Consider the following 25965-nt stretch of genomic DNA (forward strand, 5'->3'; position numbering starts at 1 on the left):
AAACGCGGTCCGGCCGGTCGGGTCACCCCGACCGGCCGGACCGCGTCCGGTGACCTGACTCAGGCGGCCGCGGAGGTCCGTACCAGGGTGCGGATCTGGCGCAGCAGCACCGACAGGGCGGCGAGGTCCGCCCGCGACTCGTCGAACTCACCCATCGCCCGCCGGGCCCGGTGGATCGAGGTGGCGTTCGACTGCTCCCACTGCTGCACCCGCTCGTGCGGCGGCAGGTCGCCCGGGGTGGAGTCGAGTACCTCCGCGGTGAGCGCGGCCAGCGCGGCGTACAGGTCGTAACGCAGCGCCATCCGGGCCAACGTCTGCCAGCGGTCCTCCCGCGGCAGCAGGGAGATCTTCGACAGCAGCGAGTCCACCCGGAACAGGTCCGACAGCACGAAGTAGACCGAGGCCACCTCGCTGACGTCCCGCCCACTGGCGTTCGCGGTCTCCACCACGTCCATCAGACCGAAGCTGTACATCAGCCGGGTGGCCCGCTCCGCAAGCTCGCGGGGTAGCCCACGCTCGGTCATCGAGTCCATGTGCGCGGCGAGGCCCTGGCGCTCGTTGCCGTAGAACAGCTCTTCAAGCCCCGGCAGCAGCCGGGTGACCCCGTCGCGCAGCCGGGCGATCTCGGCCGGCACGTCGATCGGCGAACGCCGGTTGGAGACCAGCCACCGCACGGCCCGGTCGAGCAGCCGGCGGGTGTCCAGGTAGACGCTGGTCTGCAGCTCCGGCGCGACCTTGTTGTCCAGCGCCTCGACCGCGTCCCACAGGTCACGCAGGCCGAACACCTCGCTGACCACCACGTACGCCCGGATCACGTCGGCCGCGCTGGCCGCCGTCTCCTCGACCACCCGGAAGATGAACGAGATGCCGCCCCGGTTGATCGCCTCGTTGACCAGCACGGTGGTGACGATGTCCCGGCGCAGCCGGTGCCGACCCATCCGGTCGGCGAACCGCTCGCGCATCGGCGTCGGGAAGTAGTTGACCAGGACGTCGGTCGTCCACTCCTCGTCGGCCAACCCCTCGGTGAGGATCTCCCGCTCCAGGACGATCTTCACGTACGCGAGCAGCACGGCGAACTCCGGTGCGGTCAGCCCGGACTCGCTGCGGACCGCCAACTCCTCGTCCGGAGGCAGCGCCTCCAACGCCCGGTCCAACCCGCCCGACCGCTCCAACTCGTTGATCATCCGGCGGTGCACCGGCAGCAGCGAGGCGGCCTGGGCCTGGGCGTTGTTGATCGCCCGAGCCTGGTCGTAGTTGTCCCGCAGCACCAGCTCCGCGACCTCGTCGGTCATCCCGGCCAGCAGCTCGTCCCGCTCGGCCGTGGTCAACTCGCCGTCGGCCACCGCCGTGTTGAGCAGGATCTTGATGTTCACCTCGTGGTCGGAGGTGTCCACCCCGGCCGCGTTGTCGATGAAGTCCGTGTAGATCCGGCCACCGGTCAACGCGTACTCGATCCGGCCGAGCTGGGTCCAGCCGAGGTTGCCGCCCTCGCCCGCCACCCGGCAGCGCAGGTTGCGCCCGTCCACCCGGATCGCGTCGTTGGACTTGTCGCCCACCTCGGCGTTGGTCTGGGTGGAGGCCTTGACGTAGGTGCCGATGCCACCGTTCCAGAACAGGTCAACCGGGGCGGTGACGATCGCCTTCATCAGGTCCTGCGGCGACAACTGCGTGACGTCGTCGTCCAGGCCGATCGCCGCCCGGACCTGCGGCGTGATCGGGATGGACTTCGCGGTACGCGGGAAGATGCCGCCACCTGCCGAGATCAGCTCCGGGTTGTAGTCCTCCCAGGAGGAACGGGGCAGGTCGAACAGCCGTCGACGCTCCGTGTACGAGGTGGCGGCGTCCGGCTCCGGGTCGAGGAAGATGTGCCGGTGGTCGAAGGCGGCCACCAGCCGGATGTGCTCGGAGAGCAGCATTCCGTTGCCGAACACGTCGCCGGACATGTCGCCGACGCCGACCACTGTGAAGTCCTGGGTCTGGGTGTCCAGGCCCAACTCACGGAAGTGCCGCTTGACCGACTCCCAGGCGCCCCGGGCGGTGATGCCCATCTTCTTGTGGTCGTAGCCGGCGGATCCGCCGGACGCGAACGCGTCGCCCATCCAGAAGTTGTGGTTCTTGGAGATCTCGTTGGCGATGTCGGAGAACGTCGCGGTGCCCTTGTCGGCCGCCACGACCAGGTACGGATCGTCGCCGTCGTGCCGGACCACGTCCTCGGGCGGCACGATCTGCCCGCTGACAATGTTGTCGGTGACGTCCAGCATCGCGCCGACGAACTCCTGGTAGCAGGCGACCGCCTCGTCCCGGTCACCCGGCTTCTGCTTCAACACGAAGCCGCCCTTGGCGCCGACCGGCACGATCACGGTGTTCTTCACCATCTGCGCCTTGACCAGGCCCAGCACCTCGGTACGGAAGTCCTCCCGACGGTCGGACCACCGCAACCCGCCCCGGGCCACCGGCCCGAACCGCAGGTGCACACCCTCGAAGCGCGGCGAGTAGACGAAGATCTCGAACTTCGGTCGCGGCGCGGGCAGGTCCGGGATGGCCTGCGGGTCGAGCTTGAACGCCACGTACGCCTTCGGCCGCCCGTCGGCGCGCTTCTGGTAGAAGCTGGTCCGCAGGGTCGCCTCGATCAGCGTCAGGTACGAGCGCAGGATCCGGTCCTGGTCGAGGCTCGCCACGTCGTCCAGCGCGCCCCGGATCGTCTCCACCAGCTCACCGCTGCGCTGCTGCCGCTGCTCGGTGCTCAACTCGCCCGGCGCGAACCGGGTCTCGAAGAGCTCCACCAGCAACGCGGCGAGCTTCGGGTACGCGATGAAGGTCTGCTCCATGTAGTCCTGCGAGAAGACCGTGCCGGCCTGCCGCAGGTACTTCGCGTACGCCCGCAGCACCACCACCTGCCGCCAGGTCAGCCCGCCGCGCAGCACCAGCTCGTTGAACCGGTCCACCTCGGCCTCGCCGCGCCAGGCAGCCGCGAAGGCGTTCTCCACGTGCGGGCGCACCTCGGCCAGCTCGTGATGCCCCTCGGGCAGCATGAGGCCGAAGTCGTACAGGTAGACCCGACCGTCGATCCGGTCCACCTCGTACGGGTGCTCGTCGACCACCCGTACGCCGAGCGAGTGCAGCACCGGCAGCACGGCGGAGAGCATCATCGGTTCGCCGTACCGGTAGACCTTGAACCGGACGTCCATCGCCTCGGCCAGGTCGGCTCCCGGTACCCGGGTGCCCGGCCGGGGCGCCAACTGCTTGCGGAACAGGTGCATCTCCAGCTGGCCGGGCTCCTCCAGCAGCTCCAGCTTCGCCAGGTCCTTCATCGCCTCGTACGGCGTGTGCCCGTCCTTGTAGCCCTCCGGGAACGCGTCGGCGTACCGGGTGAACAGGTGCTTGGCCTGCTCGTCGCCGAGCTTGCGCTCCAGCACCAACCGGTAGTCGTCGTCCCAGAGCCGGGTGGCGTCGGCCAACTCCTCGGCGAGCAGGTCGGCGTCGATGTCGCCGGGTGGCCGCGTCGGGTCGGTACGGACGATGAAGTGCACCCGAGCCAGCATCGACTCGGTGACCCGGGTGGTGTAGTCCACCCCGACACCGTTCAGCTCACGCAGCAGGATGTCCTGCATGCGCAGCCGGTTCTGGGTGGTGAACCGGTCCCGGGGCAGGTAGATCAGGCAGGAGATGAACCGCCCGTACGCGTCCCGCCGCAGGAAGACCCGCAGCTGCCGGCGGCCGGCCATCCGCAGCACGCCGACCACCGCGTGGTACAGGTCGTCGGTCTTGATCTGGAACAGCTCGTCGCGCGGGTAGGTCTCCAGGATCTGGATCAGATCCTTGCCCGAGTGGCTGCGCTGGCTCAGGCCGGAGCGGTCCAGCACCTCGGCCACCTTGCGGCGTACCACCGGCAGCTCGCGGACGCTGGTCCGGTAGGCGGCGGTCGAGAACAGGCCGAGGAAGCGACGCTCACCAATCACGTCACCGTCGGAGTTGAAGATCTTGAAGCCGATGTAGTCCAGGTACGCCGAGCGGTGCACGGTGGCACGCGAGTTGGCCTTGGTGATGATCAACAGGCGCTTCTCCAGCACCTTCTCGTGCGCCTCTGGCGTCATCGAGGCCAGCGACCGCGCGTCCGGCGAATCGGAGCGCAGAATGCCCAGACCGGTGCCGAGCACCGCCTCCAACGCCTTGCCGTCGACCGGGTCGGCGGCGTCGCCGCCGTCGGCGTCCACCAACCGGTACTCGCGGTAACCGAGGAAGGTGAAGTGGTCCTGGGCGAGCCACCGCAGCAGCTCCACCGAGTCGGTGATGTCCTTTTCCGGCACCGGTGGGCGGTTGTCGGAGGTACGGGCGGACGCCAGCTCGTCGGCGAGCGCGAGGGCACGCTGACGCATCTTCGGCCAGTCCTCCACCGCCTCCCGCACGTCGGTGAGCACCCGCTGCAACTCACGGCGCAACCGGTCCCGTTCGGCCGCGTCCCGGACCGGGTCGATCTCGATCCGCATCCAGCTCTCGATGATGTCGCCGGCGATCGCGTCGTCCGGTTCCACATCCGCGGAGACCTCGGTGAGCCGACCCAGCGGCTCCCGCCGCACCACCACCAGCGGGTGCACCAGCAGGTGCACGTCGAGGTGGTACGAGTTGAGCAGCGCCGTCACCGAGTCGACCAGGAACGGCATGTCGTCCGTGACGATCTCGACGACCGTGTGGTGCTGGTCCGCGTGCGGTTCGTGGATTCGCAGCTTCAACTCGCCCGGCACCCGCTGCTGGGCGAGATCCCGGTGTGCCCGGGCCGCGTCGAGCATCTCTTCCGCCGTGAAGCCGACCAGCTCCTCGTCCGGTGCGAACCGCCAGAAACGGCCGACAAGTGTCGCCGCGTCGTGGTCGTCCCCCGCGAGCGCGACGGCCTGGGCCACCAGGCGCTCCGCGTTGGGGACGGGTTCGTCGAGCTCGGCGTCCTCCACGTCGTCGGCCAGCGCCTCGGCTGGCAGACCCAGATCGTAGATGGTGTCGATGCTCGACCCGGTCAGCCCGGTGACTCCCGTGTCGAGTCGGCCGTAGCCGTCCCCGTCGGTCGCCGAATCGAAGCTGTCATCGTCCCGGCCGGAGTCATCCTGCCGGAGGTCGGGTTCCGGTTTGATCGCCGGACGCCGGTCCATCGGTGCCACTCCCCTCGACCCACCGCGTTGTGGGTCACTCTGCCGCCCAGCCTAGGCCCTGCCGCTCTGCGCCTTCGTCGGCGGACCACTGGCCAGACGTCCGGATCGGGACTTTGTCCTTTCACCCGTTGCGGGTCCGAGGTTGGCCGGCTGCGGGATACCCCGCCACGCGATGTTCATCACACGGGCGCGGCCCGTCTTTGAGCGCGGCCGAGCGCCTGGGGGACGTTGGGGACGGCGTTCCCGTACTACCGTGCGAGGGCAGTCCGAGATCGGAAGGACCAGCTTCATGCCCTTGTCGTACCCCCGGCCCCACCGGCCGAACCCCGCCCGCCGGCTCGCCGCCGCCGTCACCACGGCGCTGCTCGCGGCGGGTGTCCTGGTCGGTTGTTCCGGTGACGACGGGCCGCAGCGCACCGTCGACGCCTTCCTCGCGGGCTGGCGCAGCGGTGACCTCCAGGCGGTCGGTCTGATCGACCCGCTCGGCTCGAAACTGCCGTCGGCCGACGTGGCGCGCGAGATCAAGGACCTCTCCGGTGAGCTGGCGTCCACCCCGCCCAAGCTGACGCGTCGCGGCGAGCCGAAGATCACGAAGGACATCGCCACCACGACCGTCCAGGTGGAGTGGGCCCTGCCCGGTCAGACCCGTTGGGCGTACGACCGGGAGGTGCGGCTCGCCCACGGCGACGACGACCAGTGGCAGGTGATCTGGGAGCCGAAGGTGGTGCACGAGCAGCTCACCAAGGGCGATCGGTTGGCGCTGCGGCGCGACCCCGGTGCCCGCGCCGCCGTGCTGGACAACGCCGGAAAGCCGCTGGTGACCCCGCGCCCGGTGGTCCGGGTGGGTGTGCAGCCCAATGGGGTCACCGACCTCAAGAAGCTCGTCAAGGACCTCGACGCGGCGTTCAAGGCCATCCGCCCGGCGCTGGTCCCCGGCGTCGACCTGGCCGACCTGCCCGACCGGGTGGCCAAGGCCGAGCCGGGCGCATTCGTCGAGGTGGTGTCGCTCCGCGAGGAGGCGTACCGGCAGATCAAGCCCCGGATCTACGACCTGCCCGGCACCAAGTTCATCTCCGACAAGATCGACCTGGCGCCCACCCGCGAGTTCGCCCGCGCGCTGCTCGGCACTGTCGACCAGGCGCAGGCCGACGACCTCGCCGCGCACCCCGACCGGTACGTCGTCGGCGATCTGGTGGGGCACGGCGGGCTACAGGGCCGCTACGACGAACGACTGCGCGGCGGGCCCGGGCTGACCGTGGTGGTCGAGCGTCCGGCCGAGGGCGGCAAACTCGAACCCACCGGCGCCGAGCTGTTCCGCCGGGAGCCGCAGCCCGGGCAGGCGCTGAAGACGACGCTGGACGTCGCCGTTCAGAACTCGGCCGACGGGGCACTGCGCGCCGAGCCGCGCCGGTCCGCCCTGGTGGCGATCCGGATCAGCGACGGCGCCGTGCTCGCCGCGGCGAACGGCCCCGGTCCGGCCGGGGAGAATCTGGCCTTCGACGCCCAGGTGCCTCCGGGCTCCACGTTCAAGATGGTCAGCACGCTGGGCCTGCTGGACCGGGGTGCGGTGACGCTGGACGGGCCGGTGGACTGCAAGAAGACCTTCACTGTGGACGGCCGGTCCTTCAAGAACTCCGACAACTTCGAGCTCGGCTCGGTGCCGTTCCGCACCGACTTCGCCAAGTCCTGCAACACGGCGTTCGCCGCGCTGGCCCCGAAGCTCGGCGGCGACGGGCTGGCAGCCGCCGGTCGCTCGCTGGGCCTGGAGGGTCAGTGGGACCTCGGCACGGACGCCTTCACCGGCAAGGTCTCGACGGGCGGCAGCCTGGCCGAGCAGGCCGCCGCGTCGTTCGGGCAGGGCACCACGCTGGTCAGCCCGCTCGCCATGGCCGGCGCCACCGCCGCCGTCGCCCGCGGCCGCTTCGAACAGCCGAAGCTGCTGATCGACCCGGCGCCGGCCAAGCCGGCCCCGGCAGGCGAGCAGCTCAAGCCGGAGTCCGTCAAGGCGCTGCGCACGATGATGCGCGAGGTGGTCACCGCCGGCACCGGCAGCGCGCTCAAGGATGTGCCGGGCGAGGTGTACGGCAAGACCGGCACCGCCGAGTACGACGACAACCCGGCGCACACCCACGCCTGGTTCGTCGGCTGGCGGGGCGACGTGGCGTTCGCCGTCTTCGTGGAGAAGGGCGGGGCCAGCACCGCCTCGGCCGTCCCGATCGCCGAGCGCTTCCTCCGAGCCCTCCCAACCCCCTGACCCCACCACCAGGGGCTCTGCCGGGCGCCCGCGGGGCCCTGGGCTGTCCGGGGCACCACCGGGCGTCCGGCCAACGCCCCGGGGCCAACGCGCGGCGCCCGGCCTTGATCCACTCGGTTTCGCTGGAACTGCGGTGTCCGAGCCACTCGGACAGCCCGGAGTCACTGAAACCGAGTCGATCAAGGTTAGGGGGCCGAGGGTCGGGTCAGGCGGTGTCGGCTTCGTGCCTTTCGGGCGGGTTCTGCGTCGACGGGGCGGCGGTGCGTCGCAGGAGACCTGGGCCGGCCGACGCCGGCGGGCCGACCGGTTCGCGCTCGACCAGGGGCGCGACACTGGCCGCGACGCCCGATGGCTCGGAGTGGGCCCGTCCGCCCGTGCCGGGCGACTCCCCCTCGGCCGGGACGTCGTACGGCACCGCGGCCACCGGCGAACCGACGCCGGGGACACCAACGTCGGCAGGCCCGACATCGGCGGGCCCGAGCCCAGCAGGCCCGACATCGGCGGGGTCGATGTCAGCGGCGTCGGTGTCAGCGGGGAATTCAAGCCTCGCAACCCGCTCAGCACCGTCGAGCCCGTCAAGCCTGACCAGCCCGTCGAGCCGCTCGGCACGGTTGGGACGCTCGGCACGGTCGAGCCGCTCGGCGCGGTCGGAGCGATCGGTGGTGGCGGTCGCGGCCCGGCCGTTGCCGCGCCGCGGGGAGGGCGTGGGCCGGGCCGACAGCAGTCGGGGCGGCACGGCTTCCGGGGCGGTCACCGGTGCCAGACCGGCGACCACCGTGTTGACGATCTCGGCCGCGTACGAGCCGTCCGGGTCGTAGTCGGGGTCGAAGACGGTCAGCTCCACGCCGAGGCAGTGCGGGGTGTCGACCAGGCCGGCGAGCAGGATCTCCAGCTCGGCGAAGGCGATTCCACCCGGGTCGGGGGCGTCCACGGCGGGCATCACCGCCGGGTCGAGCACGTCCACGTCGATGTGCACCCAGTAACCCGCGCAGTCGGCGAGTTGCTCGTGCGCCCACTGGGCCGTCCGGGCGGCTCCTTCGGCGCGCAGCGCCGGCACCGGTCGGGTGGTGATCCCGGCGGCCTGGAGGTCGAGCCGGTATTCGTCCTGGGCGCGAATGCCGAGCACCACCACGTCGATGTCGCGGAAGTAGGGCCGACGGCCCTCCAGCGCGGCCAGGTCGGCCTGCCCTCGCCCGGTGACCAGGGCCAGGTCCTCACCGGCGGCGGCGCCGACGTAGGAGGCGTTGCCGGGGTGCCGGAAGTCGGAGTGCCCGTCGACGAAGACCAGCCCGATCCGCCCGCCGACGGCCTCGCCGAGGCGGTGCATGGCCAGGGCCGAGCCGAGGAGCACGGAGCAGTCGCCCCCGAGCACGACCGGGAACTCACCCCGGTCGATGATCGAGCCGATGCGCTCGGCGAGGGCCAACGAGTAGTCGGCGATCTCCCGGGCGTGGCACACCCCGTCGCCGGGCCGCCAGTCGCCCGGGTCGTAACGGGCGGGAGTGACACAGCCGGCGTCGCGGGCGCGGAGCCGGGCCAGCAGGTCGTGGTCGCGCAGCGCCCCGGGCGCCTTGGCGCAACCCGGGACCGACGTGGGCGTCGGCGGCCGTAGACCGAGATTTGTCGGCGCGTCGAGGACGGCGATCCGGCGCATCATGAGCTCCCGTCCTCGGTGGTCGGGCGGGCCGGCCGGAACGCCGGCCCGCGCTGGCGTGCTACGAACTCAGAACAGGGCGCTGGCCAGGGCCCGACGTGCCGAGGCGACCGCCGGATCGTCCGGGCCGGCGATGGAGAAGAGCGAGACCAGGTGCTGGCGAACCGTCTCACGGTCCTCACCGGCGGTGCGCCGGACCAGACCGACGAGCCGGGCGTACGCCTGCTCGGCCAGCCCGCTGAGCACCTCGATGTCGGCGGCCAGCAGTTGGGCGGCGACGTCGTCGGGGGCGCTCTCGGCGGCGGCCAGCGCGGCGGACGGGTCGGCGCCGGCCACCCGACGGGCCACCCCGACCTGGGCCAGCCCCGCCGTGGCCGCGGCGTCCGCCGGGGCGTCGGCGAGGATCTTCCGGTACGCCTGCTCGGCGGCGTCAAGATCGCCGCTCATCAGCGCGTCGTCCGCCTCGTCGAGGCGGGGGTCCTCCGGCTCGGCGACGGTCACGCCACCGGCCTTGAGCACGGCCTGGAGCCACTGCCGCAGCTGAGCCTCGGGAACCACTCCGGAGAAGGCGTCGACCGGCTGGCCGCCGACGACCGCGTAGACCATCGGGATGCCCTGCACCCGGAACATCTGGGCGATTCGGGGATTTTCCTGCACGTCGACCCGGGCCAGCACCCAGGCGCCGCCGCCCTCGGCGTTCAGCCGCTCCAGGACCGGGGCGAACTCGTCGCTCTCCGGGAAGCCGGCCGCACCGAAGAACACGACGACGGGCGTGGCCATCGAGCGTTCGAGCACGTCGGACTGAATTGTCGCCTCGGTGACGTCCACGATGGCGGTGTCACCGCCGGCGGTGGGCGCGCCGGGGGCGCCGTTGGACGGGCCGCCCTGCGGGGGCGTGCCGGGGCGGGTACTTGCTGGTGCGGGGCCACGCAGCGTGCTGAGGTCGACCGCGCCGCGGGTGAAGATCGACGAGGTGATCCGTGGGTCGCTCATGGTTACCTAGTCTCGCACGTGAGCCCCCGATCTCAGCTCACCCGCAACCCCGACGTTGCAACTCTCACGCCCCGTCGCCACCCCCCGCGATCTTGCACATTCTGTCGCCGGTACGCCGCATTCATGCCTTATGTCGGCGCACAAACTGCAAGATCGCGGAGGGGTGGTGGGGGGTTAGAAGCGGGCTGGCTCTCGGTAGGTGCCCCACTCGGCGCGCAGGGCGTCGCAGATCTCGCCCAGGGTCGCCTCGGCGCGGACCGCGTCGAGCATGGCGGGGATCATGTTCTCGTCGGTACGGCTCGCCTCGATCATCCGGGTCACCGCCGCGCGAACCGCTGACTCGTTCCGCGCGCTCTTGCGCTCGGCGAGCACCCGGCGCTGCTCCAGCTCCACCTCGTGCGAGATGCGCAGGATCTCCAGCTCCTTGGCGACCGTGCCGGTGTGGCAGTTGACCCCGACGATCTTCTTGTCACCCTTTTCGAGGGCCTGCTGGTAGACGAAGGCCGACTCGGCGATGTGCCCGGTGAACCAGCCGTCCTCGATACCGCGCAGGATGCCCGAGGTCATCGGGCCGATCTGGTGTGGCCCGTCTCCGCCGAGCTGCCGGATCCGGGCGAAGATCTCCTCCGCCTCGGCCTCGATCTTGTCGGTCAGCGCCTCGACGTACCAGGAGCCGCCGAGCGGGTCGGCCACGTTGACCACACCGGTCTCCTCCATCAACACCTGCTGAGTACGCAGGGCGATCTCGGCCGACTCGTCGGTGGGCAGCGCCAGGGTCTCGTCCAGCGCGTTGGTGTGCAGCGAGTTCGTGCCGCCGAGCACCGCCGCGAGAGCCTCGACGGCGGTGCGTACGACGTTGTTGACCGGCTGCTGCGCGGTCAGCGACACCCCGGCGGTCTGGGTGTGGAACCGCAGCCACAGGGCCTTCTCGCTGGTCGCGCCGTAGACGTCACGCAGCCAACGGGCCCAGATCCGGCGGGCGGCGCGGAACTTGGCGATCTCCTCGAAGAAGTCGAGGTGCGAGTCGAAGAAGAAGCTCAGCCCTGGCGCGAAGACGTTCACGTCCAGCCCACGCGAGAGGCCCAGCTCGACGTAGCCGAAGCCGTCCGCCAGGGTGTAAGCCAGCTCCTGCGCAGCGGTCGAGCCGGCCTCACGGATGTGGTAGCCGGAGACCGACAGCGGCTTGTAGCGCGGGATCTCCCGGGCGCAGTACTCCATCAGGTCGCCGATCAGGCGCAGGTGCGGCTCCGGGTCGAAGAGCCACTCCTTCTGCGCGATGTACTCCTTGAAGATGTCGGTCTGCAGGGTGCCGTCCAGCTTGGACAGGTCGGCGCCCTGCCGCTCGGCGGCGACCAGGTACATGCAGAACACCGGCACGGCCGGACCGGAGATGGTCATCGAGGTGGTCACGCCGGCCAGGTCGATGCCGTCGAAGAGCGCCTGCATGTCGGTGGCGGTGTCGATGGCCACGCCGCAGTGGCCGACCTCGCCGAGCGCCTGCGGGTCGTCCGAGTCGCGGCCCATCAGCGTCGGCATGTCGAACGCCACCGAGAGGCCGCCGCCGCCGGCGCCGAGGATCATCTTGTAGCGCTCGTTGGTCTGCTGGGCGTTGCCGAAGCCGGCGAACTGCCGGATCGTCCAGGTCCGACCGCGGTAACCGGTGGGATACAAACCCCGGGTGTACGGATACTCGCCCGGCCAACCAATCCGTTCGAAGCCCGGATAGGTGGCGCCCTCCGGCGGCCCGTACACCGGCTCCACCGGCATGCCGGAGAGCGTGGTGAAGTCCGCGTCCCGCTTGCGCGCGGCGTCGTACCGGGCCTGCCAGCGCGCCCGTCCGGCGTCGATCTCGTCGGCGTCCATGAGCAGGGCTCCTCCTCGGGTCCTCGACTGCACGTCGAGTGTAAGGCCCCTACCTGAACGATCGCTAAGTCAGGCCGTACCGGCGAGTAACGTGCGATCTGGACGCCCCGCTACGCGCTACGGGGTCGGTCCACCATCGCCACGTCGTCGACCCGGATGTTGACCTCGTCGACCCGCAGCCCGAACGCCTCGATCGTCTCCGTCACCTGGGCGCGTACCTGACTGGTGATCTCCGGTACCGGCCAACCTGCCTCAATCACCAACACCAGGTTGACCACGGCGGCGTCCCCCGTGACGTGGGCCGAGCAACCCCGCCGGGCGTCACCCACCTGGTCCAGTCCGACCCGGTCGAGAACCGCGTTGAAGAACCGGGCGACGTCCCCGCCCAGGTCGGCCACGCCGGGCACCGCGCGGGCCGCCGCGACGGCGATCTTCTCGATCACCTCGTCGGCGACCTGCGTCGTCCCGCCAGCTGGCACCGACGCCCTGGTCAGCTCCCGCGTTGCTTCCAGGTCCACAGTCGCTCCCTGCTCCTCGTACCACCGCGTCTGGGCACGTCCGGCCCCGGTGAAGACGGGGCGGTGCGAGCCTACTGGGACGATGCCGTCCCGGGATGTTCCTGGCGGACGGTCCGGCAGCCGTCAGACCGCCGGGCAGCCACGTCTCAGGCTCCGGCTGCCGCCCCCGGCTGGTTCAGCTCGATGTCGTCCACAGTGACGTTGACCTGGGTGACCGTCAGGCCGTACTTCTCCACCGCTTCGATCACCGCGGCCCGCACCGCCTCGGTCACGTCGGCCACGACGTGCCCGGCGTCGATCACCAGGACCACGTTGATGACGGCCGAGCTGCCCTTCACGTCGGCCGACACGCCCCGCCGAGCGTCGCCCACCTCGTCCAGGCCGATCTTGTCCAGCACGCTGTTGAAGAACCGGGAAACATCACCGCCGAGGTCGGCGACACCGGGCACGGCACGAGCGGCCGTACCGGCGATCTTCTCCACGACCTCGTCGGAAACCGACGTGACACCCCGGGCCGCGCCCGTCGCGGGCTGCACTGCGCCGGCGTTCTCCACCGCGTCCGTCATGATCACATCTCCCCTGGTCCCCGTGCACTGTGGACCGACCGGCTCGTCAGCCCGCTTCGCGGAAGCCCCGCTTGCGGCCACGCGCGGCGAGCCTACTAAAACCAGAGCGACCTTCGCTTGCGGGCGTGCGGCGCGCACGGGCGACGGCGACGGTCCGCACCGGACAGTGCCGAGCGGGTCCTCCAGGTGGCCGCGCCGGCCGGCGGCTCGCCGGGTCAGCGCGCGAGCTGGGCGAGCAACTCGTCAGCCGCCGTGTACGGGTCGGTCGCGCCCTCGGCAACCTTGGTGGCGAGCGTCGCCAACTCCGTACCGTCGCGCAGTGAGCCGATCCGGGCGCGGAGGGTGCCGAGCGCGATCGCCTCGATCTCGGCGGCGGCCCGCGCCTCCTGGCGGCGGCGCAGCTCGCCGTGCTCGACCAGCCAGCCCCGGTGCTTGTCGATGGCGGCGGCGATGTCGTCGATGCCCTCGCCCCGGGCGGCGACCGACCGGACCACCTGGGGCCGCCACTGCCCCGGCCCGCGCTCACCGAGCGCGATCATGCCCTGGATGTCACGGACGGTGGCGTCGACACCGTCCCGGTCCGCCTTGTTGACCACGAACACGTCGGCGATCTCCAGGATGCCGGCCTTGACCGCCTGGATCGCGTCGCCCATCCCGGGTGCGAGCAGCACCAGCGTCGTGTCGGCGAGCGAGGCGACCTCCACCTCGGCCTGCCCGACGCCGACCGTCTCGACAAGCACCACGTCGCAGCCCGCGCCCTCCAGCACCCGGACCGCCTGCGGCGTGGCCGCGGCCAGCCCGCCGAGGTGCCCCCGGCTGGACATCGACCGGATGTATACGCCCGGATCGGTGGCGTGGTCCTGCATCCGCACCCGGTCACCGAGGATCGCTCCGCCGGTGAACGGGCTGGACGGGTCGACCGCGAGCACGCCCACCCGGTGCCCGCGCGCCCGCAGCGCTCGGACCAGCTCGTTCGTGGTGGTCGACTTGCCCACCCCGGGTGAACCGGTCAGCCCGACCACCTGGGCCTGCCCGGCGTACGGCGCCAGCGCTGCGGCGATCTCCGGCAACAGCGCGTCACCGTTCTCCACCAGCGTGATCAGGCGAGCCACCGCGCGGGGGTCGCCCGCGCGGGCCCGCTCAACCAGCAGCGGTACGTCCCGGCTGCGGCGCACCGACGTGGTGCCCGCTGCCGGGATGTGCTCAGCCTCGCTCACTGCGTCATCCCTGTTCGCGACTGCGGGGCTCGCAGGACCGGCTCACTCCTCGCGCTCACTGGCTGGTCTCGGCCTTGCCCGGCACGTGGATGATCAGCGCGTCGCCCTGGCCACCGCCGCCACACAGCGCGGCCGCGCCGGTGCCACCGCCGCGCCGCTTCAGCTCCAGAGCGAGGGTGAGCACGAGACGCGCGCCGGACATGCCGATCGGGTGCCCCAGCGCGATCGCGCCGCCGTTGACGTTGACCTTGTCCGGGCTGATCCCGAGGTCCCGGGTGGACTGGACACCGACCTGCGCGAACGCCTCATTGATCTCGATGAGGTCCAGGTCCGCAACGCTCAGGCCACCCTTCTTCAGGGCGTGGTTGATGGCGTTGGACGGCTGCGAGTGCAGGGAGTTGTCCGGGCCCGCCACGTTGCCGTGCGCACCGATCTCGGCCAGCCAGGTCAGCCCCAGCTCCTTCGCCTTGGCCTTGCTCATCACGAGCACCGCGGCGGCGCCGTCGGAGATCGGCGACGAACTGCCGGCGGTGATGGTGCCGTCCTTGGCGAAGGCGGGGCGCAGCTTGGCCAGCGACTCGACCGTGGTGTCCGGGCGGATGCCCTCGTCCTCGCTGATCACCAGCGGGTCACCCTTGCGCTGCGGGATGACCACCGGGGCGATCTCGTCGGCGAAGTGGCCGTTCTTCTGCGCTGCGGCGGCCCGCTGGTGGCTGGCGGCGGCGAAGGCGTCCTGCTCCGCGCGGGAGATGCCGTGCCTGGCACCGAGCCGCTCGGTCGACTCGCCCATCGAGCAGCAGTCCCAGGCGTCGCTGAGCCCGTCGTGTGCCATGTGGTCCTTGACCACCACGTCGCCGTACTTGTAGCCGGTGCGCTGGCCCATCAGCAGGTGCGGGGCGTTGGTCATCGACTCCATGCCACCGGCCACCACGATGTCGAACTCGCCGGCCCGGATCAACTGGTCGGCAAGGGCGATCGCGTCCAGGCCGGAGAGGCAGACCTTGTTGATGGTCAGCGCCGGCACGGACATCGGCACGCCGGCCTCGACCGCCGCCTGCCGAGCCGGGATCTGACCGGTGCCGGCCTGCAACACCTGCCCCATGATCACGTACTGGACCTGGTCCGGGCTGACGCCGGCACGCTCCAGCGCCGCCTTGATGGCGATCCCGCCGAGCTTCGTGGCCGGGAGGTCCTTGAGGTTGCCCAGCAGCCGGCCCATCGGGGTCCGCGCGCCGCTGACGATCACCGAAGCCATGCCTGCCTCCGAAGGGGTGCCGAGCTGTACGCCTTAACGATTGTTCGGCCAGACTAGCGCCATGGCAGAGAACTCCCCCGTCGAGCCCGGTGCGGACTACGTCACAGACATCGGGCTTCGCAAGATTGACCACGTCGGGATCGCCGTGGCCGACCTCGACGCCGCGATCGACTTCTACCAGCGGACGTTCGGGATGCGCTGCGTCCACGTGGAGACCAACACCGAGCAGGGCGTTCGGGAAGCGATGCTGGCCGTCGGGCCGACCACCGAGGGTGGCTGCGTGCAGCTGCTCGCCCCGCTCACCCCGGAGTCGACGATCGCGAAGTTCCTGGACCGCAACGGGCCGGGCGTGCAGCAGGTCGCGTACACCGTGGTGGACATCGACGTGGCCTGCGCGGCGCTACGTGAGCGCGGCATGCGCCTGCTCTACGACGCTCCGAGGCGTGGCACCGCGGACAGCCGGATCAACTTCGTGCACCCCAAGGATGCCGGTGGCGTCCTCGTCGAACTGGTCCAACCCGCCCCCACCCCCCACTGACCCTCCGGCCCCACCCCCACCCCTCGTTGATCAAGAGGTTTGCGTCATCCCGCGCCGCAGAGATGACCGAAAGCTCTTGATCAACGAGAGGCGGCGTCCGGTGCGCGCACGTCAGTGCGCGGTTGGCGGGGTGGTTGGACACCTTCACGCATCGGCGGATGCAGTTTTTCACAGAGGACTTCCCGGCCTAGCTACCGTTCAGTAACGTCCGGCCCCACAGGAGCGCGACCGGTGCCGGATGTGTCGAATGCCGACATGGCGGTCGTGCCCACCGGCGCCGACGATGGCAGCACCCAGGCCCGTGCGGGTGCGGATGAACCGGAGGTCACCGTGCAGGACATCCTCGAAGCGATCATGGCGGCGGAGGAATCGAACGATCCGGACCGCGAACTCGCCGGCCTCGCCGGGCTGCCCGTACCGGAGAGCTACCGGGGCGTGGTGGTCCGCGCCGAGGAGGCCCGGATGTTCGACGGCATGGCCACCCGGGACAAGGACCCGCGCAAGGCCCTGCACGTGCAGGAGGTGCCGACGCCGGAGCTGGCGCCGGGCGAGGCGCTGGTCGCGGTGATGGCCAGCGCGATCAACTACAACACGGTGTGGACCAGCATCTTCGAGCCGGTGTCCACCTTCAAGTTCCTCCAGCGCTACGGCCGGGTCTCCGAGCTGACCCGTCGGCACGACCTGCCGTACCACGTGGTCGGCTCGGACGCGGCCGGCGTGGTGCTGCGCACCGGCCCGGGGGTGACCCGGTGGGCCGCTGGCGACGAGGTGGTCGCGCACTGCCTCTCCGTGGAGCTGGAGGACGCGGCCGGGCACGACGACACCATGCTCGACCCGCAACAGCGGATCTGGGGCTTCGAGACGAACTTCGGCGGGCTGGCCGAGCTGGCCATCGTCAAGGCCAACCAGCTGATGCCGAAGCCGCGGCACCTGAGCTGGGAGGAGGCGGCCAGCCCGGGGCTGGTCAACTCCACCGCGTACCGGCAGCTCGTCTCGCACCACGGCGCGAACATGAAGCAGGGCGACGTCGTGCTGATCTGGGGCGCCTCTGGCGGCCTCGGCGGTTACGCCACCCAGATGGCGCTCAACGGCGGCGCGATTCCGGTCTGCGTGGTGTCCTCGCCGGAGAAGGCCGAGCTGTGCCGCAAGATGGGCGCGGAGCTGGTCATCGACCGGGCCGCGGAGGGCTTCCGCTTCTGGAAGGACGAGGAGACCCAGGACCCGGACGAGTGGCGGCGCTTCGGCGAACGGATTCGCGAGCTGACCAGCGGCGAGGACCCGGACATCGTGTTCGAGCACCCGGGTCGGGAGACGTTCGGCGCCAGCGTCTACGTGGCCCGGCGCGGTGGGACCATCGTCACCTGCGCCTCCACCAGCGGCTTCCTGCACCAGTACGACAACCGCTACCTGTGGATGCACCTCAAGCGGATCGTGGGCAGCCACTTCGCCAACTACCACGAGGCGTGGCAGGCCAATCGCCTGGTCGCGCTCGGCAAGGTGCACCCCACGGTCTCCCGCACCTACCCGCTGGAGCAGACCGGCCAGGCCGCGTACGAGGTGCACCGCAACGCCCACCAGGGCAAGGTCGGCGTGCGCTGCCTCGCACCGACTGACGGGCTGGGCGTGCGCGACGGGGAGTTGCGGGCCCGGCACGAGGACGCGATCAACCGGTTCCGGGGGCACTGAGCGGCACCGCCGGTCCCAGGGGCACCGACCGGCATCCGGAGCCGGGGCGGGTCCCGGCCGGACGGTGGAACGCTGGATGACCATTGCGCTGATCGCTCATTGTTCTTCCGCCCCCATTAGCGGATAAGCCACCCGGATCGAACAAAGGGCCTCGGGGTAACCCCGGGGCCCTTTTCCGCGTCACGCTGCGTGGCGTCCGACCCGCCGGGACCTGCCAAGATCGCCGATTGGTCCAACCTGGCCGATCGCGGGAGTTGACCATGTAAAGAGGGCACGAAAGCTTCGCACCGCTCTTGCGAAGCACCCTGGGGCGTCTGCCAGTATGTCCCAATGCCCCAGCAGCAGTCCTCCCCTCTCGCGTTCTTCGATAACGCGAACTCGCAGCCAGATTTCACCGTTGGCCTGCGCGGATACAACACTCATCAGGTCGACGACTTCCTCGGCCGGATGACCGCCGCGCTGACCCAGTCCGAGCAGGCCCGTGCCGAGGCCGAGCAGCGGATGAACGACGCCCAGCGTCGGCTCCGCCAGGCCGAGCAGCGCATGAGTGCGCTGGAGCAGAAGCTCACCGACACGAACAAGCAGCTCGAAGAGAACAGCCGACCCACCCTCTCCGGGCTCGGCACGCGCGTTGAGCAGATCCTCCGGCTCGCCGAGGAGCAGGCCAACGACCACCGCAACGAGGCCAAGCGCGAGTCGGAGGGCATCCTCTCCGCCGCCCGCCTCGAGGCCCGCGAGATCACCGACAAGGCCCGCGCCGAGGCCGCCGCCATGAAGGCGAGCGCCGAGCGCGAGGCGGGCAACCTGCGTACGGCCGCCGAGCGCGAGGCCGCCGAGGTCCGGGTGCAGGCACGCCGCGAGGCCGACACGCTGCGCGCCGACGCCGACCGGGAGACCAAGCAGCTGCGTACGGTCACCGCGCACGAGGTGGCCGAGCTGAAGTCGACAGTCGAGCGGGAGGTCGCCACCCTGCGGGCCACCGCCGAGCGGGAGATCACCCAGCAGCGGGCGAAGGCCGCCCGCGAGGCTGAGGAGAAGCGCGCCGAGGCGACCAAGCTGCTCACCGATGCGCGCGACAAGCGCGACAAGGACCTGCAGGCCCTGGAGCTCCAGCTGGCCGAGCGGCGGGAGAAGGCCGAGCGCGAGGAGTCCGAGCGGCACGCCGCGCAGGTCGCGCAGACCCAGAAGATGGTCAGCGAGGCCGAGCAGCGTGCCCGGGCCGCGCAGGAGCGGGCCAAGGAGATCGAGCAGCGCGCCGAGGCGCGGCGGGTCGAGTCGGAGCGCAACGCCGCCGAGACTGTCGACAAGGCCAAGGCCCACTCGGAGAAGACCCTCAACGAGGCGAAGGCCGAGTCGCAGCGCCTGCTCACCGAGGCCCGCACCGAGGCGGAGCTGACCACGCAGGCCGCCCGCCGCGAGGTCGAGGACCTCACCCGGCAGAAGGACGCTGTCACGTCGCAGCTGGGTCAGATGCTCTCCGGCCTCGCCGGCATCGTTCCGGGAATGCCGGCGCAGGCCGCTCCGGCTGCCAAGCCGGAAGCAGCAAAGAAGACCGATGGCGGTCAGGAGCGGGTGCCCGCGGAGACCGCCGGCTGACGCGAGGGCGTCAGGTCGGGGCATCGACGGCGCGAGGTGACACCGGGTAACCGGTGCCACCTCGCGCCGTATGCGTTTCCTAACCCCTGGTATTCGCTGACCGCAACGGAGTGAAGTAGCTCCCACAAGGCCCGTCCGTATCGCCCCAGCAGGGCCCGTTGCGTGTGAGGATGGGGGCATGTCGCACGGCGAGGAACTGTTCGCTCTCGGCGGGGACGTGACGACGGAGCCCAGCTTCGAGTCCGCTCTGCGGGGGTATGAGAAGAAACAGGTCGACCGTTATGTCGCACGTGCTGAGCACGAGATCGCGACCCTCGCCTCCGAACGGGAACAGGCGTACACACAGATCCACAAGCTCGCCGGCCAGGTCGAGGTTCTCCAGCGCGACCTGACCCAGGTGCGCAAGCAGATGAACGTGGTCGACCGGGCGTCGTTCCGGCACCTCGGCCCGCGGGTCGAGTCGATCCTGACTCTCGCTGAGGAGCAGGCCGAGCAGATCCTCGCCGACGCGAACGGGGAGATCGAGGCGCGTCGTGCCGCGGCCGAGCACATCATCGAGGAGGCCCGCGAGCAGGCCGCGCGGGCTCTGAAGGACTTCGAGATCGCCCTCGCCGCCCGACGCGCGGAGGAGGAGCGGCACAGCGCCGCCCAGCGGGCCGAGGCGGACGCGACCCTGCGGGCGGCCAAGGACGAGTCGGCGCAGTTGCGCAAGGCGGCGCAGGACGCGCTGGCGAAGGCCCAGCAGGAGGCCACCCAGCTGCGGGATTCCGCCAAGGAGATCCACACCCGGGCCCAGCAGGAGGCCACCAAGCTGCGCGAGACGGCCCGCGAGACGCTGGCCAACGCCCGGCAGGAGGCCAGCGATCTGCGCGATGCCGCCAAGGAGGTGCACGCCAAGGCGCTTCAGGAGGCCAAGCGGCTCACCGACACGGCGACCGAGGCCGGTCGGGCCACCCATGCCAAGGCGCAGCAGGAGGCCAAGCAGATCATCGACGACGCGTCGATGGCGGGTCGGGCCACCCGCGCGAAGGCGCAGCAGGAGGCGGAGCGGCTGACGACGCAGGCCACCGAGTCGGCGAAGCGCAGCCGCGCCGAGACCGAGGCGTACGTGCAGCGAATGCGCACCGAGACCGAGGCGTACGTGCAGCACACCCGGGCACAGACCCAGCAGGAGCTGGGCGCGTGGCGGGCCGGGGTGGAGCAGGAGGTCAACTCCCGTCGGGAGGCGGCCGACCGGGAGTTGGCGCAGCGACGGTCCGCGGCCGAGCAGGAGTTCGCCAAGCGCCGCGACGAGCTGGACAAGCAACACGCGGCGCGCCAGCAGGAGCTGGAGGCTGGGCTCGCCAGCCGTCAGCAGGAGCTGGAGAACGGGTTCACCACCCGTCGGGACGAGCTGGAAAACGAATACTCCACCCGGAAGAACGAGCTGGAGACCGAGTACACGGCTCGCAAGAACGAGATCGAGCAGGGCGCGGCCGGCGTCCGTCAGGCGGCCGAGCAGGACGCGGCGGCGCTGCGCCAGCGGTCCGAGGCGGAGGCCGCCGAGCTGCTGAGCCGGGCCGAGACCGAGGCCAGCGACAAGCGCCGCAAGGCCGACGAGCATGTCGCTGCGTCGCGGCGGCAGTTCGAGGAGTACGCGGCCACCACGCAGCAGCACCTTGCCACCACTCAGCAGCACCTGGCGGCGACCCAGCAGGAGTCGGCGGCGGGCCGTCAGCAGTTGGCCCAGGTGATGTTGGAGATCGCCCAGGCCCAGCAGCAGTTGGCGGATCTGCGGCAGGAGACCTGGAAGGCGCGGCAGGAGTCCGACGAGCTCCAGCGTCAGATGTCCGAGCTGCGGTTGCAGAGTGTCGCCGGTCCGATCGACGGGCCGACCGCGCCGGCCGGAGACGCCAGCGCGAACGGAGACGTGCCCGGTGGTGGGGACGACGGCGTGAGCGTTTCCGCCGGCGCGGCCGCGGGTTCGGGTACGGGCACCGGGGGTTCGGGTACGGGCACCGGGCTGAAGACGGAGCCCGCCGACACCAGGCAGCCGGTGAACGCAGGCGCGGAAGAGTCCGGGCAGTCCACGACCCGGCCGGTGGCCGAGCCGGTGACCACCGTGGATGGCGGGACGGCGAGCGCCGGGGTGGACGGGGAGCCGACCGTGGCCGCCGTTCCGGGCGAGGGTGGCCGGGGCGCCAAGCCCACCAAGATCACTAGCACTGGTGAGAACGGCAAGCGACCCAGCAAGCCGACCACCGACGAGCGCAGCGCCAAGCCCAGCAAGGTCACCATCGACAAGGAGTGACGGGCACCCGCCCGCCGAAGCTTCGAAATCTTGGACACTTTCCGTCAACCGCCGACGGAAAGTGTCCAAGATTCATTTCTGCGTCGGGTGGCGTAGGGGCGGGGCGGGGGTCCAGCCGGCTGCGATGAGGGCGCGTCGGACGGTGTCGGCGACCTCGTCCGGGCGGGCGCGGACCAGCCAGGCCGGGAAGCGCAGAATGCGGTCGCCGCTGTTCCAGACGTCGTTCTGTGGACGCATGTCGGCCGCCCACTGCTTGACGTCCATGTGGTGCGCGCCGTCGATCTCCACCTGCACCCGCCACTCCCGCCAGTACGCGTCCAGCCAGCGGTTCCGGCCGGCCGCGTCGACCCGGTGCTCCTGCAGGTCCGGGGCGGGCAGCCGGTGCCGGCGGCACAGCCGCAGGAAGTCGATCTCCGAGAGCGCCTGTGCGCCGCCCGCGATGTCGCTGATGGTCAGCCCGATCAGCCGCCGACGGAGGGCTCGAGGGAGGACGTCGAGCACCGCCTGCAACTCCTCGGGCAGCACCCGGCGTTGCTGGCAACCGGCGGCCAGAACCGACTGCGCCTCGTCCACGCCGGCCGCCCAGCCCGCCGCGTCCACCAGGGCCCGCGCCGTCGTGGTGCGCGGTGGGCGGGCACGTTGGAGATGGGCCTCGGGGAGAACCGTCGTGCGGTGGACCAGGACGGCGGGCATGTCGATCGGAAGTCGACGCAGGGTGGCCCGCGCGGCACGGCGGGCTGCCGGCACCAGCACGTGCAGCGGCTCGCGTCGCAGTCCTCGTACCCCGGCCTCGGCGGCGGCGGACACCCCGGCCAGCACCGCCCCCGGCCCGGCCGCCAGCACCGCCACCCAGAGTTGTTGGTCGCGGGTGAGTCGGCCGTTGCCGGCCAGCAGGATCCCGCGGCAGATCGACCGCCACCGACCGGAGCGAATCCGGCCCCGCACCCGCCCCTCGCTGGGCAACCCGGCGACCTGCGCGGTCGTCAGCACGCCCGCCTGCTCGAAGGCGAGCCAGTCGAGTGCGTCGGCGTCATCGGCGGGCAGCATCCGGACAGCTTTCGCCGTTACGCGCCGCCCCACCACCAGATCTTGGACAGTTTCCGTTACGGCCTAACGGAAACTGTCCAAGATCTGCACGGATTTGGCGGCGTCCGGGGTGGGTGTGGTCCTCGTCGAACTCCGCCTTGAGCAGCAGCCGGGCTTCCGCGCAGGGCCACTGCCGGCCGTTGGCCCGGCAGCACCGCGCAGGTTGCAGCGGGATGTGCGGCGTCCGCGCGCCGCCGGGTCGGGCAACACGGGGTACGGCCCGAGTCGCGCATTGATGGTCGAGCAGATCGGCCGATGGTCGTCTCGATGCCACCACCGGGCTGCCGTCGGCGAGCCGTTGCTCCACGACCGCCCCCACCGGAGACCTTTCCGGACCGTTCAATCCGGCCCGAGATGCCGACAGTGGTTGGGTGGGGCACATGGAGCACCAGATTGACGGTCTCGTGGTCGATGGCGACCATGAGGTGGCTACGCTGCTGGCGCATTGGGAGATGATCAGAAACGGTGCGTTGTCTCGCCGCCAGTCGATCAAGCTGATGAAGGAAGTTGTGACCTGATGGACCTGACCGGCGCGCTCTGGCGCACGTCCAGCCGTAGCGGCAACGGAGAGTGTGTCGAGGTGGCGGACAATCTGCCCGGGGTCGTGGGGGTGCGGGACAGCAAGGACCCGGCCGGTCCGGTGCTGGTGTTCGCGCCCGCCGCGTGGCGGGCGTTCGTGGCCGTCGCCCGTCGTCCGACGGCCTGAGCCGGGAGGTCCCTGGTGCCACAGCACGACCCGTCCGGCGACGAGCCGGACGTGACCCCCGGTCCCCCGCCAGCGGAAACCCCACAGCCGGCGGAGACGCCACCGTCGGCGGAAGCGCAGCCGACGGAAGCGCAGCCGACGAAAGCGCAGCCGACGGAGGCGCAGCCGTCAGCGGCAACGCCACCCCCGGTGCCGGTCCCCGTCCCGGGGGTCGACCCGGATGAGCCGCCGGCGGTCCCGTCCGGAAAGTTCGGCACACCGGGGCGGCCACTGCGCCGCAGCAGCTTCCTGCTCGGCTTCACCGGTGCGCTGGGCGTGCTGCTGGCGTACACCCTCTATCTGGGGATTCGCAATGCCGGCGGCATCCTCGTGCTGGTGGTGATCGCGCTCTTCCTCGCGGTCGGCCTCAACCCGGCGGTGGTCCGACTGGGCCGGTGGGGTGTGCCGCACGGCCTGGCGGTGGCGGGGGTCGCCCTGACGGTGGTGCTGCTGCTCTGCGGCGGCATCGTGGCGCTGGTCCCGCCGATCGTCACCCAGTCGGGGCAGTTCATCGACCAGATCCCGAGCCTGCTCGACGAGTTGCGCCGCAACCCGACGGTCAATGACCTGGTGGAGCGGTACGACGTGGTGGAGCGGGTGCAGGGCGCGGCCAACGCGGAGACGGTCGGACGGGCGCTCGGCGGCGTGCTGGGCGGCGCACAACTGATCTTCGGCACGGTGTTCCGGACGCTGACCGTGCTGGTGCTGACCATCTACTTCCTGGCCTACTTCGACAAGCTGCGCTCGCTGGGCTACTCGTTGGTGCCCCGGTCGCGGCGGCAGCGGGTGCAGCTGATCGGTGACGAGATATTGGCCAAGGTTGGCGCCTACATGGTCGGCGCGCTGAGCATCGCGGTGCTGGCCGGCGCGACCACCTTCGTCTTCGCGCTGATCGTCGACCTGCCGTACCCGTTCGCGCTGGCCGTGGTGGTCGCGGTGACCGACCTGATCCCGCAGATCGGCGCCACCCTGGGCGCGGTGATCGTGAGTCTGGTCGGCTTCGCCGCCGACCTGCCCACCGGCATCGCCTGCGCGGTCTTCTTCCTCATCTACCAGCAGGTGGAGAACTACCTCATCTACCCGAAGGTGATGCGGCGTTCGGTGGAGGTCAACGAGGTGGCCGCCCTGCTGGCCGCACTGCTCGGGGTGGCGCTGCTGGGTGTGGTGGGCGCGCTGATCGCCATCCCCACGGTGGCCGCGCTGCAACTGATCCTGCGCGAGGTGGTGCTGCCCCGCCAGGAGCGCCGCTGAGCGTCAGCCCGCCTGACCGGCGGCCAGGCGCCGACGGACGGGCGGGTCAGTCCGCCTTGGTGGCGGCCGGGCCGGGGACGGGGGTGTCGGCGAAGGCGGCCACCGTCCGGTCGGCGTACGCGCTGACGTCGCCGGCCTCCATCGGGCCGTCCCAGGTTGTCGGCAGCGGCACCTCGACGACCGGGTTGACCCGCCGGACGATCTCGTCGAGCACCGTCTCCGCGTCGCCCACCCACAGGTGCTTGGCACCCGGAACCCCGACCACCTCGGCCTGCGGCACCGCGGCGAACCGCTCCCGCGCCTCGGTGGGGCGCAGGTAGTCGTCGAACTCCGGCACCAGCGCCACCAGCGGTCGACCCGAGTCGGCCCAGGTGGCCAGGTCCTCGGGGGCGGAGAAGCGCAGCGGCGGCGAGAGCAGGATCGCCCCGGCGATCGCCGGGTCGCAGCCGTACTTCAGCGCCAGGTCGGTGCCGAACGACCAGCCGACGAGCCAGATGTTGGGCAGCTCGGCGAACTCCGCGTACTCGATGGCGGCGGCCACGTCGTACCGCTCGCCCACCGCGCCGTCGAAGGCTCCCTCGCTGGTGCCGCGCACGCTGCTGGTGCCCCGGGTGTTGAACCGCAGCACCGCCAGGTCGGCCAGCGCGGGCAGCCGCCAGGCTGCCTTGCGGAACACGTGGCTGTCCATCATTCCGCCGTGGGTCGGTAGCGGGTGCAGGCAGACCAGGGTGGCCACCGGCGGCCGGTCGGCCGGCAGGGCCAGCTCACCGACCAGTCGCAGACCGTCGGCGGTGTGCAGCTCGATGTCCTCCCGGCGGCCGGGCAGGATCGACGACGCGCGGATCGCTGTGCTCACCGCCCAAGTCTGTCGTGAAGTCGCCGCCGCCGCCCGCCCAGGCACGAACAGGGTGACCCAGGTCGCTACCGGGCAGGTCGCCAAGCCCCTTACGCGGCAGCGCTCCGGGCCTGGTCGCTCAGTAGCGCGGGGAGCCCCGGCCGCGCTGCACCGCCGGGCCGCGCCGTTCCCGGGCCTGCCAGCAGCCGCTGTGCCAGTGCCGCCGGTCGGTCAGGTCACCCAGGCCGTCCGCCGGCCAGGCCACCAGGTGCGCCACCCCGGGCCGGATCTCCTGGTTACAGCCGGGGCAGCGGTACGTCTTGACCGACGCGCCCGCGCCGATGCCGCGTACCTGCCAGGCACCGTCGGTCCACTGCTGGACCGAGGCGACGCCCTGCCGGACCCGGTCGGCGTCCAGGTTGGCGTTCTCGTCCCGGCGAGGGCGGTTGCGACGGGGGCTCACAGTCACCAAGGTTA

At 71.2% G+C, this 25965-nt stretch carries 18 protein-coding genes and 1 pseudogene; 8 read left to right on the forward strand and 11 right to left on the reverse strand.

Features of this window, described 5'->3' with window-relative positions:
- Positions 1 to 59: 59 nt before the first annotated feature.
- The gene (locus GUI43_RS03720; protein WP_112584050.1) at positions 60 to 5141 is read right to left on the reverse strand and encodes an NAD-glutamate dehydrogenase; all 5082 of its coding nucleotides are present in this window, start codon (positions 5139 to 5141) and stop codon (positions 60 to 62) included.
- 289 nt (positions 5142 to 5430) lie between these two features.
- On the opposite strand from GUI43_RS03720, the gene GUI43_RS03725 reads away from it, so the two are divergent.
- Entirely contained in the window at positions 5431 to 7395 is a 1965-nt protein-coding gene (locus GUI43_RS03725; protein WP_112584049.1) for a penicillin-binding transpeptidase domain-containing protein, read from the forward strand.
- A gap of 688 nt (positions 7396 to 8083) precedes the next feature.
- Here GUI43_RS03725 and GUI43_RS03730 read toward each other — a convergent pair.
- From GUI43_RS03730 to GUI43_RS03760, 7 genes and pseudogenes are all read right to left on the reverse strand, one after another.
- Positions 8084 to 9052, reverse strand: a pseudogene (locus tag GUI43_RS03730) (arginase family protein); the annotation flags it as partial.
- Between the two features lie 66 nt (positions 9053 to 9118).
- On the reverse strand, positions 9119 to 10042 hold the full coding sequence (locus tag GUI43_RS03735) for a tetratricopeptide repeat protein (protein ID WP_112697985.1): 924 nt from the start codon (positions 10040 to 10042) through the stop codon (positions 9119 to 9121).
- Between the two features lie 174 nt (positions 10043 to 10216).
- The gene (icmA, locus tag GUI43_RS03740) at positions 10217 to 11905 is read right to left on the reverse strand and encodes a coenzyme B12-dependent isobutyryl-CoA mutase large subunit (RefSeq protein ID WP_112697986.1); all 1689 of its coding nucleotides are present in this window, start codon (positions 11903 to 11905) and stop codon (positions 10217 to 10219) included.
- Positions 11906 to 12015: 110 nt separating this feature from the next.
- On the reverse strand, positions 12016 to 12423 hold the full coding sequence (locus GUI43_RS03745; protein ID WP_112697987.1) for an Asp23/Gls24 family envelope stress response protein: 408 nt from the start codon (positions 12421 to 12423) through the stop codon (positions 12016 to 12018).
- Positions 12424 to 12569: 146 nt separating this feature from the next.
- On the reverse strand, positions 12570 to 12989 hold the full coding sequence (locus tag GUI43_RS03750; RefSeq protein WP_112584058.1) for an Asp23/Gls24 family envelope stress response protein: 420 nt from the start codon (positions 12987 to 12989) through the stop codon (positions 12570 to 12572).
- Positions 12990 to 13204: 215 nt separating this feature from the next.
- Positions 13205 to 14206: a methylmalonyl Co-A mutase-associated GTPase MeaB gene (gene meaB, locus GUI43_RS03755; protein WP_112601165.1), complete on the reverse strand. Its 1002-nt coding sequence runs from the start codon at positions 14204 to 14206 to the stop codon at positions 13205 to 13207.
- A 55-nt stretch (positions 14207 to 14261) separates the two neighbouring features.
- Positions 14262 to 15461, reverse strand: a complete 1200-nt coding sequence (locus tag GUI43_RS03760) for an acetyl-CoA C-acetyltransferase (protein ID WP_112584045.1) — start codon at positions 15459 to 15461, stop codon at positions 14262 to 14264.
- Positions 15462 to 15522: 61 nt separating this feature from the next.
- Between GUI43_RS03760 and mce the strand changes: the two genes are divergently transcribed.
- The 4 genes from mce (at position 15523) to GUI43_RS03780 (ending at position 21571) form a co-directional block, all read left to right on the forward strand.
- Positions 15523 to 15999 (forward strand): methylmalonyl-CoA epimerase, encoded by a 477-nt coding sequence (mce, locus tag GUI43_RS03765; protein ID WP_091405814.1) that lies wholly within the window; start codon positions 15523 to 15525, stop codon positions 15997 to 15999.
- Positions 16000 to 16329: 330 nt separating this feature from the next.
- Positions 16330 to 17685, forward strand: a complete 1356-nt coding sequence (gene ccrA, locus GUI43_RS03770) for a crotonyl-CoA carboxylase/reductase (RefSeq protein ID WP_112584057.1) — start codon at positions 16330 to 16332, stop codon at positions 17683 to 17685.
- Between the two features lie 330 nt (positions 17686 to 18015).
- Positions 18016 to 19281 carry a DivIVA domain-containing protein gene (locus GUI43_RS03775; RefSeq protein WP_091405818.1) on the forward strand — a complete coding sequence of 422 codons (1266 nt, stop codon included), beginning with the start codon at positions 18016 to 18018 and terminating at the stop codon, positions 19279 to 19281.
- 178 nt (positions 19282 to 19459) lie between these two features.
- Positions 19460 to 21571 (forward strand): coiled-coil domain-containing protein, encoded by a 2112-nt coding sequence (locus GUI43_RS03780; protein WP_112697988.1) that lies wholly within the window; start codon positions 19460 to 19462, stop codon positions 21569 to 21571.
- Positions 21572 to 21643: 72 nt separating this feature from the next.
- On the opposite strand, the gene GUI43_RS03785 is transcribed toward GUI43_RS03780, so the two are convergent.
- Complete coding sequence (locus GUI43_RS03785; RefSeq protein WP_112697989.1) at positions 21644 to 22618, reverse strand: PDDEXK family nuclease; 975 nt, start codon at positions 22616 to 22618, stop codon at positions 21644 to 21646.
- A 419-nt stretch (positions 22619 to 23037) separates the two neighbouring features.
- On the opposite strand from GUI43_RS03785, the gene GUI43_RS03795 reads away from it, so the two are divergent.
- From GUI43_RS03795 to GUI43_RS03805, 3 genes are read left to right on the forward strand one after another with little or no spacing between them, the layout of a single operon-like run.
- Positions 23038 to 23175 (forward strand): hypothetical protein, encoded by a 138-nt coding sequence (locus GUI43_RS03795; protein ID WP_181518391.1) that lies wholly within the window; start codon positions 23038 to 23040, stop codon positions 23173 to 23175.
- Positions 23175 to 23363, forward strand: coding sequence for a DUF397 domain-containing protein (locus GUI43_RS03800; RefSeq protein WP_112584043.1), 189 nt, complete (start codon positions 23175 to 23177; stop codon positions 23361 to 23363). The genes GUI43_RS03795 and GUI43_RS03800 overlap by 1 nt, the downstream gene beginning before the upstream one ends.
- A 51-nt stretch (positions 23364 to 23414) precedes the next feature.
- On the forward strand, positions 23415 to 24653 hold the full coding sequence (locus GUI43_RS03805; RefSeq protein ID WP_428842200.1) for an AI-2E family transporter: 1239 nt from the start codon (positions 23415 to 23417) through the stop codon (positions 24651 to 24653).
- Positions 24654 to 24699: 46 nt separating this feature from the next.
- On the opposite strand, the gene GUI43_RS03810 is transcribed toward GUI43_RS03805, so the two are convergent.
- Positions 24700 to 25509 carry an alpha/beta hydrolase gene (locus tag GUI43_RS03810; protein ID WP_112601160.1) on the reverse strand — a complete coding sequence of 270 codons (810 nt, stop codon included), beginning with the start codon at positions 25507 to 25509 and terminating at the stop codon, positions 24700 to 24702.
- Between the two features lie 118 nt (positions 25510 to 25627).
- Positions 25628 to 25951 carry an Rv1322 family protein gene (locus tag GUI43_RS03815; protein ID WP_502322459.1) on the reverse strand — a complete coding sequence of 108 codons (324 nt, stop codon included), beginning with the start codon at positions 25949 to 25951 and terminating at the stop codon, positions 25628 to 25630.
- Between the last annotated feature and the right edge of the window lie 14 nt (positions 25952 to 25965).

This window comes from Micromonospora noduli, assembly GCF_003264365.1.
Lineage (GTDB): Bacteria > Actinomycetota > Actinomycetes > Mycobacteriales > Micromonosporaceae > Micromonospora > Micromonospora noduli.